The sequence below is a fragment of the Rhodovulum steppense genome (genome assembly GCF_004339675.1).
Classification (GTDB): domain Bacteria; phylum Pseudomonadota; class Alphaproteobacteria; order Rhodobacterales; family Rhodobacteraceae; genus Rhodovulum; species Rhodovulum steppense.
This window is the reverse complement of sequence record NZ_SLVM01000033.1, coordinates 1-14400: the sequence shown is the minus strand read 5'-3', so window position 1 is coordinate 14400 and position 14400 is coordinate 1. Positions and strand designations below refer to the sequence as shown.

The window sequence follows — 14400 nt, the reverse complement described above, 5'->3', positions numbered from 1 at the left end:
CAGCGCCCTGGCGACGCGCTAGGCTTTGTCCCGTGAAACCGACTGCCCCGGGGGGCGCCATGACCAGCAGCAGCGTGTTGCGAGGGGACAACGTTTCCGCCGCCGGGGCCGAATTCGGCGATGAAGACCCGTGCATTGCCTATAACCGGGTTTTCTTCGCGTTGCTGCGTATCGACCGCTCGATCATGCCCGCGATCGAAAAGGTGCTGCGTGAGGCCGGGATCGCCGACCCGATCTGGTACGAGATCCTGCTGGCCACAGAAGAAGCGGGTGCCGACGGCATCCGCATGATCACACTGCAACGCCGCCTGTTCGTTGCCCAATACGCGCTGTCGCGCCATGTCGCGCGGCTGGAAAAGGCGGGGCTGATCCGTCGCGAGGCCAGCGCCGGGTCCGGAAGGGGTCAGATCCTTCACCTGACCGAGGCAGCGCGCGGGCTGCACGAACGGGTGTGGACGGTCTATCACGAGGCCATCCGCAACGCCCTTGCCCCGCGCATCAGCACCGACGAGGCCTATGCCCTTGTCCGGATGCTGAACAGGCTTTACACCTGACCGGGGCACGGCCCCTGCCCCGGCCTGTGTCAACCCGCCTGCTCCGTCAGAAATCGTAGGACGCCATGATCGAGAGGGTCCGGCCGGGCTCGTAGATCGGCGTGACGCTCGCATAATCGGCGCCATATGTGGCCCGGTCGGCATATTGTCGGTCGAACAGGTTGTCCACGCCGAACCGGACCGCCATGCCTGCGACCCCGCTCCAGCGGTACTCGGCAAAGAGGTTCAGCACCGCGTAGCCCGGTATCGCCTGGTCGGAGCCCGTCGCTACCCTCTTGTAGGCCGAGGCGGCCTCGACGCTGCCGCCGAGGGTAAAGGCGCTGCCCTCGGGCGTGTGCTGGATTTCCACCGCCAGAACCCCGCCCAGCGGAGCCCCCAGATCGAGCGCGGCATAGCTGTCGGGGGTCGCACCATCCACGCTGATCCGGCTGTAGGCATAGCTGCCGCGCAGGAACCCGCCATCCCAGGCATAGCCGAGGCCCAGGTTGAACCCCCGGCTGCGCGCGTCGCCCGTGGCATTGCTGCCAAAGGTGCTGGTGCGGGCATTGGCGATTTCGGTCAGGAACAGTTCGCCATCCAGCCGCAACCGGTCGGCCTCGTAATCGAAGCCGAGGGTGTAGTTCGTTCCCCGCGAGGCCCGCAGCTCGTCATAGTCCCAGCCCGGATTGAAGATGAAATTGTCCTCCAGCGCCACGCCGCCGAACACCGACGAAACGCCGCCGCGCAGCGTCAGACTGTCGGTCAAGGCATAGGCAACCGAAAGATTGCCGCTCAGGCCCGAGAACGCCCGGTTCCATCCGGTCGTTCCGGTGAAGTCCTGCCGATCATGGCGCAGCCCGAAGGACAGCGAAAGCGCCTCGGTCGGATCAAGCCGGGCCTGGGCGTAAAACCCAAGATTGTGTGCCTTTTCGGTAATGCCGGGCGTCGCGTCGTCGCTGTATGTGCTGGTGCGATCGTAGAAATCCACCCCCGCAGTCACCGTGCCCGTCGCGATGTGGAACCGGTTCTCGATCCTGCCCGAAAAGGTTTCGGAATCGCCCCAGCTTGTGCCGAGGGCAGGGGCGGTCGGCTGGTCGACGCCGATGCGGACCTGCGACTTGCCCAGCACGAGCCGCGGATCCCAGAGCCCGGTGGCCTGGGTATTCTCGTAGGACAGCGCAAGGGTGTCGCGGGTGGTGTCATACCGCCGGGGATCGCGCGGCGCCCCAACCCCGATCATGTTGGCGCGGAACGGGCGCAGGGCGTCGTCTTGCAGCCGTTGGCCTGACAGTTCGACGCGGTGCCCGTCGGGTGCCTCATAGGCGAACTTGAGCAGCGTCGAGGTGATGTCGGCCGCACTTCCCGCGACCTCCAGCCCCGAGCCGGTCCGGTAATCGTCGCCCGTCGCCCGCTTGCCATAGGCCAGCCATTCCAGCCCCTGATGCTGCCCCGCCAGCGTGACCGACCGGCCCAGCGTCCGCCCGTTATCGGCAAAGGACAGCCGCGCGGTGCCGCCGATCGCGCGGCCGGGCGCCAGGATGTCGGTGGCGTCCACGGTCTCCATCACCACCGCACCGGCCAGCGCATGCGGTCCGGCATCGGCACCCGTGGCGCCGGCATCGACGCGGACGAATTTCAGCAGCCCCGGATCGAAGGCATTCGCCGAGACGTGGTGAAAGATGCGGTTGTTCTGCGCCAACCCGTCGACCGAGACGGCCAGGTTCAGCATGTCGACGCCGTTGACGAAGATCTTCTGCGCCACCGGGATCGCGCCCCCGACCGAGACCGAGGCGATGCCCGCGAACAGATCCTTCAGATCGCCCATCCGCGCGCGCTCAAGCTCTGCATCGGCGACATAATGGCTGTTGCCGCGGTCGGCCGCGTTGCCGTCGGGATCGCGCGCGCGGACATGGGCCGGATCGAGGAGCAGCCGCCCCAGATGGGTCGTGCCCTGCTCGTCGGCCCGGACCTCGATGCCCGAGGCCAGCAGGCTTGCCGCGCTGCACAGCAGGGCAAGCCGGACGCGGTTGGACGATGTTGAAAGGAAGGAATGATCGGCCATGTCATGCTCCAGAGGTTCGGTTTCTGGCTGGACCACGGCCTGGCTGACGCAGACGGGTAGCATTGGTTAATCCATCATGCAACTGCATGAAATGCGCGGCCACGGGGGTTTCGCCGCCGCCGCGGGATCCGCGCCACAGGCTAGAGCGTCATCACCAGCCGCCGCCCGGCATGTTCGACCACCTCGAAGGCGGTGTCGAAGACCTGTTCCAGCAGATCGGGACGCAGCACCTTGGCTGCGCTGTCTGCGGCGATCACATGCCCGGCCTTCATCGCCACCACCCGGTCGGCCCAGATCGCCGCCGCGTTGATGTCATGCAGCACCACGACGACGCTGCGCGCCCCCGGGCCGGGCCGCGACAGGGCGTGCAGCCGCGCCATCAGGTCGCGGGCGTGGCGCGGGTCGAGCGCATTCAGCGGCTCGTCCAGCAACAGCCAGGGCGTTGCCTGGGCATGCGCCATTGCCACCATCGCGCGCTGGCGTTGCCCGCCCGACAGCGTGTCGAGCGGCCGGTCGGCCAGCGCGTCGAGATCGAACGCCGCCAGCGCCGCGGCGGTAGCCTGCGCATCCTCGGGCCCCGGCCGCCCGCCATGATGGGGCCAGCGCCCGAACGCCACCAGTTCGCGCACCCGCAACCGGCTGGCCAGTGCGGGCGATTGTTGCAGGATCGCCACCTGCCGGGCGCGGGTGCGGTCGGGAACGGCGAACGGGTCCATGCCGTCGATCCGCACCGACCCCGCCGCGGGCCTGTTCAGCCCCGCGATGCAGTGAAGCAGGCTTGACTTGCCCGCCCCGTTCGGCCCGATCAGCGCGGTGATCCCGCCTGCGGGCAGGCTGAGCCGGATGTCATGCAGGATCGGCACCGGCCCGGCACGATAGCTCAGCGATGCAACCTCGATCATCCGCGCCTCCGCCGCAGCACAAGGGCCAGGAACAGCAGGCCCCCGAAGAACTCTACCAGCACGGCCAGGGTCGATTGCATCCCCAGAAGCCGCTCGAAGACGACCTGCCCCGCCACCAGGATCGCCGCGCCCGACAGCGCCGCGGCGGGCAGGCTCAGGGCATGGCGGTCCGAGCCCGCCACCACCCGGCCAAGGCTGGCGGCCAACAGCCCCAGAAAGGTGATCGGCCCGACCAGCGCGGTCGAGACCGCGACCAGCGCGGCGACCAGCGCCAGCGCCAAGAACACCACCCGGTCATGATCCAGCCCCAGCCCCCGCGCCATCGGCCGCCCCAGCCCCGCTACGTCGAGCGCGGGCGCCATGCGCAGCGCCGCCGCCCCGGCCAGCGCCAGCACCAGGGCCGCCACGGCAAGCTGATCGCGCTCGACCGCCCCGAAGCTGGCGAACATCGCCTGCTGGACCACCGCATATTCCGAGGGCGCCAGCAGCCGCTGCGCCATCTCGGCCAGCCCGCGCAACAGGACGCCCAGGATCACCCCGGTCAGGATCATCCGCACCACGTCGCCCGCATCGCGCCGCATCAACAGCCCGAACAGCGCCGTCGCCGCCAGCATCAGCAACGCCGTCTCGCCCAGAAACCGCGCGAAGGCGGGCAGCCCGGCGACCGCCAGCCCGCCCAGCATCAGCACCAGCCCGGTCTGAAGAAAGACGAACAGCGCATCGAAGCCGACGATGCCCGGCGTCAGCAGGCGGTTCGCCGCGACCGTCTGGAACAGCACCGTGGCAATGCCGGTCGCCGCCCCCACCAGCACAAGCGCGGCCAGCTTCGTCGCGCGCAGCGGCAGAACGAAATCCACCGGCCCCCTGATCTGCCAGAACAGGAACAGCGCCGACAACGCCCCCAGCAGCCCCGCCAGCGCCCAAAGGGTCGCGCGGCCCCTAGCCATGATCGCCCCGCCGCGGGGCCGCATGCAGCAGCCACAGGAACACCGCTGCACCGAACACGCCAAAGACCGTGGCGGCCGGGATCTCGTAGGGATGGCGGATCAGTCGGCCCAGGATGTCAGCCGCCAGCACCAGCCCCGCGCCGCCAGCCGCCACCAGCGGCAGGTTGGCGCGCAGGTTGTCGCCGCGCCAGCGCGAGACCAGGTTTGGCGCGACCAAGCCCACGAAGGGCAGCGCACCCACCGTCACGATCACCAGCGCCGTGATTGCCGAGACCACCGCCAGCCCCAGCGCGCGGGTCTGCGCATGGTTCAGCCCCAAGCTGCGCGCCTGCGCCTCGCCCAGACCCAGAAGCGTGATCCGGTCGGCCAGCGCGTAAAGCAGAACCGCCAGCGCCGCGATGGCCCAGAGCAGTTCGTATCGCCCCTGCACCACGCCCGAGAACTCGCCCAGCCGCCAGGTGCCGAGATACTGCATCAGGTCGGCATTCCACGCCAGCCACAGGCCGATCGCGCCCAGGATGCCGCCATAGATCAGCCCCACCAGCGGCAACATCATCGGATCCTGCCGCGGTACCCGCGTCGCCAGCGCCAGAAACCCCGCCGTGCCGATCATCGCGGCCACCGTCGCGGCCGACATCTTCCACAGGATCGCGGCCCCCGGGACCAGCATCGTAACGGCCAGAAGCCCCAGCATCGCCGCCTCGGGCGTGCCGGTCAGGGCGGGTTCCACCAGTCGGTTCTGGACCGCCTGCTGCACCACGACCCCCGCCAGTGCCAATCCCATCCCGGCCAGCAGCGCCGCTGCGGTTCGCGGAAAGCGGCTGACCGCGATCAGCCAGCCCGCCCCCAGATCGCCTGAAAACAGCGAAGCCGCACCGATCGACAGGCTGAGCGCCGACAGCAGCAACAGCGCCGCCACGCAGCCCAGCCAGAGCGCGGCGGGGCGCCTAGCTGTCATGGGCCGCAAAGGCCGCGATCAGTTCGTCCAGCGTGGACATCATCGACTGCACCCCGCCGCCCGCGATGTAAAGCGGCGCGCTGGACAGATGCACGATCCGCCCGGCCTGCGCGGCCCTTGTCGCAGCCACCAGCGGGTTGTCCAGCGTCGCCTCGGCTGCCTGTGCGGCGGCACCGATGGCGGCGCCCCGGTCCACCACGATCAGCCAGTCGGGGTTCACCTGCGCGATGAACTCGAACGAGATCGCGGCGCCATGGGTTTCGGCGGCAAGGCCCGGATGCGCCTCGGGCAGGTCCAGCGCGCGATGCAGCCAGCCGAACCGGCTGTCCGCGCCATAAGCCGAGATCTTGCCGCCATTGGTCAGCACGATCAGCGCGTTGCCCTTGCCCGCGACGGCCTTGCGCGCCGCCTCGATCCGGGCGTCCAGCGCGTCGGTCAGCGTCGCGGCCGCATCCGTCCTGCCGAACAGCGTGCCATAGGCGGCGATGCGCGCCTGCGCCTCGGCCAGCAGGTCGCCTTCGGCGATGGTCATGTCGATGGTGGGGGCCAGCCGCGCCAGCGCCGCCACCCGTGGCGAGGACCGCCCGCCCGCCACGATCAGGTCGGGATCAAGCGCCGCCAGCGCCTCGAAATCGGGTTCGAAAAGGGTGCCGACCCGGGCCGCGCCGGCCGCCACCTTGTCGAGATAGGGCAGATAATGCGGCGACGGCACGCCCGCGACGGGCACGCCCAGGGCGGCCAGCGTGTCCAGCGCCGCCATGTCGAAGACCGCCACGGTTTCGGGCAGGGCTGCGATTTCGGCCGGGCCGGTCGCGGTGTCGATCCGCACCCGGTCGGCATGTGCAGGAAAGGCCAGGCAAAGGGCCAGCGCCAGCGGCGCCGCGAAACGGCTGCGCATCGGTAATCCTTTCGGTTCGGGGGCGGGGGCTGGCGGCTGGCTGGCAGGGCCCGGGATCTGTCTGCCCCCGATAGCGCCTTGTCCGGTCGGGGGGCAAGGGCTAATCTTTAGGAAATCACTCAGGAATGACCCATGCCCCAGCTTGCCGATACCGGAACCTTCGCCACCGCAAATGCCAGCCGCTATCTTCAGCAATTGTGCAGGCATTTCGCCCACAAGGTCGAGGTGTCGTTCGATGCCGCAAGCGGTCGCGCCGCGCTGCCCTCCGGTCCGGCGACATTCAGCGCCGACGCCCAGGGCTTGCGGGCGCAGGTCACCGCCGACACGCCCGAGGCGCTGGAACAGGCCCGCCGGATCGTCGACAGCCACCTTGCCCGCTTTGCCTTTCGCGAGGGGTTCGAGCGGATGGAATGGCAGGGGGCCGCACCGGCCTGACGGCCCCCCCATAGCTCAGAACCGGAATGTGGCGGTCAGTCCGACGCTGCGCCCCGGTTCGGTCAGGGCGATCACGCTGGCCGCGTCGATGCCGTCGGAACTGCGCGCCTCGTAGGTCGCGTCTAGGACATTGCGCAGATCGAGCCGGACCTGAACCCCGTCCAGCGCCTTCGGCGTATAGACGGCATGCAGGTTCACCACCTCGTAGCCCGGCAGCGTCACCGCCGTATCGGTGTTCTTCAGCGCGATCTCGGCCGACCCGCCGACGCGCCAATGGTCGTTGACGTCCCAGCCGCCTTCCAGTGCGATCACATGCCCGACCGGGCGGCCCAGATAATAGGCCGTCGATCCCACCGCATCCCCGTTCAGCTCGACATCGGCATAGGTGTAGTTCAGCGCGGCAAAGCCCTGCGCCCCGGTCCAGCGCAGCGCGCCCTCGAAGCCGGTCGAGGTGAGGTCCGCCGTCGCGCCGCGCGCCCCGCCCGTGGGCAGAACCGCTGAAATGTCGTCGACCTCGGTGCGGAACAGCGCGCCGCTGACCGACCACGGCCCGCTGTCATGGCGCAACCCCAGCCGCGCGGCATTGGCCCGCGAGGTGGTGAAGCCCGCATAGTTCCACGCGCCACCGAAATCGACCAGCGCCGCCTCGCCCAGCTCATAGCCGCCCCAACTGGAAGCAAGCCCCGCATTCAGCGTCAGCGTGTCGGTCAGGATCACATCGACCGAGCCATTCGCACTCAGCCCGCTGCCGTCGAACCGGCTGCCATCGGCGCCCTCGAATTCCTGGATGTCGTAGCGCAGGCCGTAGGAAACCGAAACCCGCGCGCCCAGATCCTGTCGGGCCTGGGCGAAAAGGCCGAGATTCCACATCTCCTCCTGCCCGCTGCTGGCGAAGGCACCGGTGCCCCGTCCCCGTCCCTTGGCGGTCTCATCGAAGAAATCGAGCCCCGCGGTCAGCGTGCCGTTGCCGAGCTGCCAGACGTTCTTGGCCGTTCCGCTGAGGCTGGTGTTCAGCCCCCAGACGCCCGAAGCGTCGATTTCCTGCTCGTTGTAACTCAGCTGGAGGCTCGGGGCGAACCAGCCCTCGGGGGCCTCGTCGGTCCAGGTCAGGGTGTAGGATTCGCGCCGCGCATAGCCGTCGATCAGCACGTTCGGCCGACCCACCACCTCGGCAAAGTCCGGCCGGGTGAAGAACAGCCCGCCCGGTCCTGCCTGCGCGGCGCGGCGCCCGGTATCCTCGGTCCGCGACGCGGCAAAGGACAGCCGCTTGCCAGACCCGGTGGTATAGGCCAGCTTGGCGATCAGGTCGGTCAGGTCGGCCTCGGTGCCCTCGACGGTCTTGCCGCTGCCGTCCTTGTAGTCGCTGCCCGTCTGGCGCGTCCCGCTCAGCAGGAACTCCGCACCCCCCTGACGACCGAACAGCGTCAGCGTGCTGCGGATGTCCTTGCTGTTGGTGGTGGCGCCAAGGGTCATGAGACCGCCGAAGCTCTCGCCTTCTTCCAGCAGGTCGCGGGCGTCCTTGGTCTGGTAGGCGATGGCCCCGGCCAGCGCACCGGGGCCGGCATCGGCGGGCGCCAGCCCCTTGCTGATCTCGACCGATTTCAGAAGGGCCGGGTCCAGCAGCACGTTGCCGGTGTGGTGAAAGGCAGACTTGTTCTGCCGGGCGCCGTCGATAGTGATCGACAGCAGGCTTTCCTCGATCCCGTTGACAAAGACCTTCTGCGCGATGGCCGCGCCGCCGCTGACGGAGACCGAGGATTCGCCCGCGAACACGTCGCGCACCGTGGCGGGATTGCGCCGCGCGATTTCTTCGCTGGTGATCTGGTCATTACCCAGAAGCGCCTGGGCCTCGGCCCCCTCGATGCGCAGCGTGCCGAGAAAGACCGGATCGAGTTGCTGGGCCGAAAGCGTTGTGCCCGCGAAGCAGGCGGTCAGGAGCAAGAGCCCCCGCGAGGTGTGGTGCATGCGACGTCCCCCATCTTTGAACGAATGGCTGGACGGCACGCATAGCGGCGATCTGGCTGGCGAAGTCTCGTGCCGATGCCGGGTATACCCGAGCGTTTCTGTCGGCCGGAATCGTTAATGACGGTCTGACCAGGAAAAGACAAGGGCCTGCGGCGCGGGATTCCGGCCATGTCGCGCAATGCTTGACAGTTTTTGTCGGTTACTTCATGCAGAGGGGCGTTAACCTTCTCGCCGCCAGCCTTTCCTGCCAGCGCATCGCACTCAATGCCTGGGGAAATTCTGACATGCCAACGGCTGTACGGCGCCGCGCGCGCTTTCTGACCACAACCGCCATCCTTGTTTCCTGCGCGGCCGGAGGCGCCGCCCAGACCCTGTCCGGAGCCGAGGAGCGTGCGCTTCCGCTGGGCTCGATCACGCTGCTCGGCGACCGGCAGGGCAGCGCGGTGCGCGATCTGCCCGGCTCGGTCTCGGTGGTCGAGGGAGACGAGATCGAGGCCCGCGGCCTGAACGACATGCAGGAGATCACCCGCTACCTGCCCGGCATCACCGTGCCACGCCAAACCAGCGGCACCGACCCGTTCAACAGCTTCGGTGGCTTCACAATCCGGGGTGTCGGCGGAAACCGGGTGCAGATGCAGGTCGACGGTTCGCGTGTGGCCGAGGCGATCCAGGACGGCACGCGCGACTATCTGGATTTCAACTTCACGAAACAGGTGGACGTGGTGCGCGGTCCGGCCTCGGTGCTGTGGGGGGCGGATGCGCTTGGTGGCATCGTCGCGGTCGAAACGATCGACCCCGAGGACATTCTGGCGGGCCGCGCGCGGGGCGGCACCGCACGGCTCGCCTTTGACGGCCTGAACGACGAGACCGTGGCATCGGCCAGTTTCGCGCAACAGATGGGGCCGACCCTGTCGCTGATGCTGGGCCTTGCCCGGACCGAGGCGCGCGAGGTCAGGCTGTCGAACGCGCGGGCCGATGGCGGCATCTACGGCTGTCCGCGCAATGTCGGCTTCGGCGCGACGCCGTGCAACCGGCTCGATCCGACGGACATCTCGGCCACCCGTCTGCTGGCCAAGGCGGTCTGGACGCCCACCGCCGAGCACCGGCTGGAATTCTCGGTCGATGCCATGCGGCGCGAGACCGCGGTGCAATTCGACAGCGTTCTGGGGCCGGTCTACAACATGATGGGGACGCCTACGGGCGAGGTGAACAACAATTACGACCGCGATCTGGATACCGACCGCACCCGCATCGCGGTGGAACATTCCTGGCAGGCCCGGCTTGGCTGGGTGGACGAGGTCAAGACGACGCTCGCCTTCACCCCCCACAGTTATGATCGCAAGGGGGTCCGTTCCTCGAGTTCGGCGACAGGCGATGCCATCATCACCGAGGATTACCTGTCCTTCTCCGAGGATTTCGTAGAACTCGACATCCAGGCGACCTCGCGCTTCACGCTGGGATCGGCCAGCCACGAACTGACCTGGGGCTTCGATGGCGACCGGACGCAGACCGATTACAGCCGCCGCGACGTGGTGCGCAACCTGACGCAGGGCACCGTCACCGAGACGCACGCGGGCGGTTTCAACTTCGCCAATGCCGACACGCGGCGCGCCGATGTCTACCTTCAGGACAAGATCACCCTGATGGACGGCGTGCTGGAACTGACCCCGGGCCTGCGGTTCGCCACCTACAGGATCGACCCGCGACCGAATGCCGACTACCAGGAGGTGCCCGGCAGCGAACCGAGCACCCGCAGGGACGAGGCGATGCTGAAAAGCCTCGGCGCGCTTTACCGTTTCGGCGAGGGCTGGCAGGTCTGGGGCCATTACGGCGAGGGCTTCAAGATGCCTACCGCACAGCAGCTCTACACCTCGGTTCCCGGCGCCTTCTTCGACCTTATCCCCGCGCCGGACCTGAAACCCGAGGCGGTCGAGAGCCTTCAGTTCGGGCTCAGGCGCGAGTTGGCGCAGGGCGGCTTCGGCGTGACGCTGTTCGATGCCGATTACACCGACTTCATCCAGAGCTTCTACAACCCGCCGGGGACCACCACCTACACCTATCGCAACCTGTCCCGAGTGCGGGTCTGGGGCGTCGAGATCGAAGGCGAGTGGGACATCCGCCCCGATCTGCGCCTGACCGGCGCCGCAAGCTGGCAGAAGGGCACCCAGCGCGTCAGCGCCGGGGCGGCAAAGACCCCGCATACCCTGCCGCCGTTGACCGCCACGCTGGGGCTTGGCTGGGACATGCCCGACAGCGCCTGGAGCTTCGACGTGGTCGGCACCTTCGCTGCCGGGGTGCATGAAACCGCGGGCGCAAACGACTTCAAGCCCGCGGGTTATGGCGTGATCGACGTCTTCGCCGCCTGGGAGGTGACCGAGACCGCGGTGCTGAATCTCGGGGTGAAGAACCTGTTCGACCAGCGCTATTTCGAGGCTTCGGCGGCCCGCTACGCGACCACCGCCTCGGCCGCCGCCGCCCGGACCAATCCGATCGAGCTTCAGACCGGGCCCGGACGGGTCTTCACCGCATCGCTCGATATCAGGTTCTGAGCCGATGTCGACGCTCGCGGTCCTTGGCGCGACGCTCGCCCGGGCCGGTCGGCTTGCCAGGCTGGCGGCCTCCGGCCCCGGGCGATGGCGCGGCGGCGCGCTTTATGCCACGGTGCTGGCGCTGAACTTCCTCGGTGTCTGGATCTCGATCCGTCTCATCGCCTGGAACAAGGCGTTCTTCGACGCGCTCGAGGCGCTGGACGGGGCCGCGGCGCTGGCGCAGGTTTGGGTGTTCTTCCTGCTCGTCGGCGCCTCGGCGGCGGCGTGGCTTGCCGCGGACTGGCTGCGCAAGCGGCTGCTGATCCTGTGGCGCGCGCGGCTGACGGCGCTGGCGCTCGATCTGTGGCTCGGCACCCGCGCCTACTGGCAGTTGCGCCCCGGCTTCGGTGCGCATCCCGTGGAGAACCCCGACCAGCGGGTGGCCGAGGATTGCCGCAAGTTCGTCGAGGGACTTCTGGAATTCACGCTCGAGCTGATCTCGAAGATCGTGGCGCTGGTCTCCTTCTTCGCGGTGCTGTGGTCTTTGTCCGGCTTCGGCCTGGCCTTCACACTGTTCGGCATCGAAATCACGATCCCGCGCTACATGGTCTGGCTCGCGCCGCTCTACGTTGCGCTGGCGACCGGGCTGACTCATGCGCTCGGCCGCCCGCTCAAGGGTCTCTACTTCGCCCGCGAACGCTGCGAGGCCGATTTCCGCCATGCTCTGGTGCAGCTGCGCGAGACCGCTGACAGCGTGGTGCGCGAGACCGCTGACAGCGTGGCGCTGTCGCGCGGCGAGGCGGCCGAGCGACGCAGGCTCGATGGCCGCTTCGCGGGCGTGGTGACGAATTGGCGGGCGATCATGCGGGCGGAACTGATCCAGGGACTGTTCACCCGGCCCTATTTCCAGACCGTGCTGCGCGTGCCCACCTTCTTCGCGCTGCCCGCCTATTTCGCGGGCCAGGTGACGCTGGGCGGTCTGATGCAGTTGGCTTCGGCGTTCTCGCAGGTCACGACCACGCTCAGCTGGTTCATCTTCTCCTATCGCGATCTCGCCGCTTTCGTGGCGGTCTGCGAACGGCTCGACGGGCTGTTGCAGGCCGCCCGCGCGCCCGCGCCGCTGCCCGGTGCGCCGCAGGCGATCCGGCGCGATGCGTCGTCCGACGGGGCGCTGCATCTCGACGGCGTGCGGCTGGCGACGCCCGAAGGCCGCTGGCTGGACCCGGTGCCCGACCGAGCGATCCCGCCCGGCGCGCGGGTCTTGATCTCGGGCGCCTCGGGGCAGGGCAAGACCACGCTGCTCGCCGCCATCGGAGGGCTCTGGTGCTGGGGCGAGGGCCGGATCGCCCGGCCCGGTGGGCGTTGGCTGATGCTGCCCGCGGGTGCGCCGATCTTCACCGGTGGGCTGATGGAAGCCGCCTGCTATCCAGACGATCCGGCCCGTCACGACCCCGCGCGCATCGCCGCGGTGCTGACCCGCCTCGGCCTTGGCCACAGGCTGGCCGCCGCAGGGCGTGCGGATGAACTGTCCGGCCTCTCGCTGGGCGAACGCCAGCGGCTGGGCCTTGCCCGCGCCGCGCTCCTGCGCCCCGACTGGCTGGTGCTGGACGAGGCGACCGCCGCGATGGACACCGCGCTCGAAGCCGACCTGATGGCATGGCTGGTCGCGGAACTGCCCGCGACCGCTTTCCTGATCGTCGCCCACCGTGCACCGGTCGGCCTGCCGCTGGATGATATCCTGCCCGTTGGCCCGACCGCAGATTCCGAAAGGAGGACCGCATGACCGACCTGACCCCGTTCCCGGCATCCCGCCCGCCCTGTGAAAGGCTGGACGGCATGCCGCCCGGAATCGTCCTTTCCCGGCTGGCCGGAATGGGGCGCATGCGTATCACCGCCAGTTCCGCCGGGGTGATCCACGAACGCATCGGCCCGGTGGACCGCGTCGTCCGCTCGGGCGGAACGGCGCGGATCGAGGGTGCGGGCCATGCGGCAATCGTCGATCTCGCGGCTCTGTCGACAGTGGTCCTGGACCGCGGCCCGCCTTGGCCGGGCGCGGCGCGCCCGCGGCTCGATTTCCTCGATATCCGCGGCGAACGGCTCTTCTCGGCCATGCCGATGGGCGGGCTCGGCCGGTTCGAGCGCACCCTGGCGCGTATTTCCAGGACCCCCGCGCACGCCCCGGCCCGGTCCCTTCCTGCCCGCCGGGATTCATTGCGGACCATGACGCCCGAGGATTCGGCAAGGCACCCGTTCTGTCGGCTCTGCGCGACCGGCGCCAAGGTCATGATTACGCTCGACCGCATCGGGCTGCGGCAGAACTGGCATGGCCGCATCGATGGGTTCACCGTGACCATGGGCTATCTCACCGTCGAAAGCCCCGATTTCCGCCTGCACATCCCCGCCGAAGCCATCGCCCGCTGGCAGACCGGACCGCGCGGCCTGGCAGCAATTGGCCCCGAGGGTCGTCCGCTCGGCCTCACGCTCATCTCTGCGTCGTTGGCATGAGCGGGGCGTCTCCCTGGCTCTTGCACGCGACCGGCGCTCGCCTGGCGGGAGGGGTCAGATGCGCTACTGCTGGGCGAACGGCATGACCGCGCCGACCGTCCCCGCTGGCGGTTGAACGTCGCGTCGGGGTTGGCCGTGCATCGGCCCATCGTGATAAGGTCCGATATGTTTCCCGCCCTACCCGACCCGCGGTCCCGCCTGATGCGCCCCGCAATGCGGTCTAGGCTTCGCTCTGTTGACCGGGCACCAACCCCATCGATCATGGACCAGAGCACGGCATGCGGAGAGATTCCCGAAACACCATTTTCGGGGCAGTCGGGATCTGGCCCGTGCGGACATTGCCCTTCGACATGACCGCTTTCTTAGCCATTCAAGAGCCTCGAACAGATCCACCTCTGGGCCTTTGGGCGGCAGCGTCCGAGAAGTTGACCAAGCCGCGCGGCTTCACGACGCATTCGATGCCTTCCTTTGTCTACCTGTCGCAGCTGATCTGGACCTGGGCGCGCTGGCCCGCCCGTCCCACGACGCAGGCTCAGCCTGCGCCCCGGGGAACGAAACAGCGCAAAGTTTGCGCTTGCCATGCCTTATTATTTTTGTCAGGATTTCCGTGACTCATGCCAGACGCTTCTGCGGCCAGCCGAGACCGGAACACCGCCCTTCCGGGGAG

11 protein-coding genes are annotated in these 14400 nt (G+C 68.6%); 5 read left to right on the top strand and 6 right to left on the bottom strand.

Annotated elements, in window-relative coordinates:
* Positions 1 to 59 precede the first annotated feature (59 nt).
* The gene (locus EV216_RS16275; protein WP_132696628.1) at positions 60 to 554 is read left to right on the top strand and encodes a MarR family winged helix-turn-helix transcriptional regulator; all 495 of its coding nucleotides are present in this window, start codon (positions 60 to 62) and stop codon (positions 552 to 554) included.
* 46 nt (positions 555 to 600) lie between these two features.
* Here the strand turns inward: EV216_RS16275 and EV216_RS16270 are convergent, their stop codons facing one another.
* The 5 genes from EV216_RS16270 to EV216_RS16250 all read right to left on the bottom strand — a co-directional run bounded on the left by EV216_RS16270 (position 601) and on the right by EV216_RS16250 (position 6300).
* Positions 601 to 2595, bottom strand: coding sequence for a TonB-dependent receptor domain-containing protein (locus tag EV216_RS16270; RefSeq protein ID WP_132696660.1), 1995 nt, complete (start codon positions 2593 to 2595; stop codon positions 601 to 603).
* A 140-nt stretch (positions 2596 to 2735) separates the two neighbouring features.
* Positions 2736 to 3497, bottom strand: coding sequence for an ATP-binding cassette domain-containing protein (locus tag EV216_RS16265; RefSeq protein WP_132696626.1), 762 nt, complete (start codon positions 3495 to 3497; stop codon positions 2736 to 2738).
* The gene (locus EV216_RS16260; RefSeq protein WP_132696624.1) at positions 3494 to 4444 is read right to left on the bottom strand and encodes an iron chelate uptake ABC transporter family permease subunit; all 951 of its coding nucleotides are present in this window, start codon (positions 4442 to 4444) and stop codon (positions 3494 to 3496) included. The genes EV216_RS16265 and EV216_RS16260 overlap by 4 nt, the downstream gene beginning before the upstream one ends.
* Positions 4437 to 5402, bottom strand: a complete 966-nt coding sequence (locus EV216_RS16255; RefSeq protein ID WP_132696622.1) for an ABC transporter permease — start codon at positions 5400 to 5402, stop codon at positions 4437 to 4439. Before EV216_RS16255 ends, EV216_RS16260 begins: the two co-directional genes overlap by 8 nt.
* On the bottom strand, positions 5392 to 6300 hold the full coding sequence (locus tag EV216_RS16250) for a siderophore ABC transporter substrate-binding protein (protein WP_132696620.1): 909 nt from the start codon (positions 6298 to 6300) through the stop codon (positions 5392 to 5394). The genes EV216_RS16255 and EV216_RS16250 overlap by 11 nt, the downstream gene beginning before the upstream one ends.
* A gap of 132 nt (positions 6301 to 6432) precedes the next feature.
* On the opposite strand from EV216_RS16250, the gene EV216_RS16245 reads away from it, so the two are divergent.
* Positions 6433 to 6735: a DUF2218 domain-containing protein gene (locus tag EV216_RS16245; RefSeq protein WP_132696618.1), complete on the top strand. Its 303-nt coding sequence runs from the start codon at positions 6433 to 6435 to the stop codon at positions 6733 to 6735.
* A 15-nt stretch (positions 6736 to 6750) separates the two neighbouring features.
* On the opposite strand, the gene EV216_RS16240 is transcribed toward EV216_RS16245, so the two are convergent.
* Positions 6751 to 8700: a TonB-dependent receptor domain-containing protein gene (locus EV216_RS16240; RefSeq protein WP_132696616.1), complete on the bottom strand. Its 1950-nt coding sequence runs from the start codon at positions 8698 to 8700 to the stop codon at positions 6751 to 6753.
* Between the two features lie 284 nt (positions 8701 to 8984).
* Between EV216_RS16240 and EV216_RS16235 the strand changes: the two genes are divergently transcribed.
* The 3 genes from EV216_RS16235 to EV216_RS16225 are packed head-to-tail and all read left to right on the top strand — an operon-like array spanning position 8985 to position 13733.
* Entirely contained in the window at positions 8985 to 11249 is a 2265-nt protein-coding gene (locus tag EV216_RS16235) for a TonB-dependent hemoglobin/transferrin/lactoferrin family receptor (RefSeq protein ID WP_165899299.1), read from the top strand.
* Between the two features lie 4 nt (positions 11250 to 11253).
* Complete coding sequence (locus EV216_RS16230; protein WP_132696612.1) at positions 11254 to 13011, top strand: ABC transporter ATP-binding protein/permease; 1758 nt, start codon at positions 11254 to 11256, stop codon at positions 13009 to 13011.
* On the top strand, positions 13008 to 13733 hold the full coding sequence (locus tag EV216_RS16225; protein ID WP_132696610.1) for a hypothetical protein: 726 nt from the start codon (positions 13008 to 13010) through the stop codon (positions 13731 to 13733). Before EV216_RS16230 ends, EV216_RS16225 begins: the two co-directional genes overlap by 4 nt.
* Positions 13734 to 14400 lie beyond the last annotated feature (667 nt).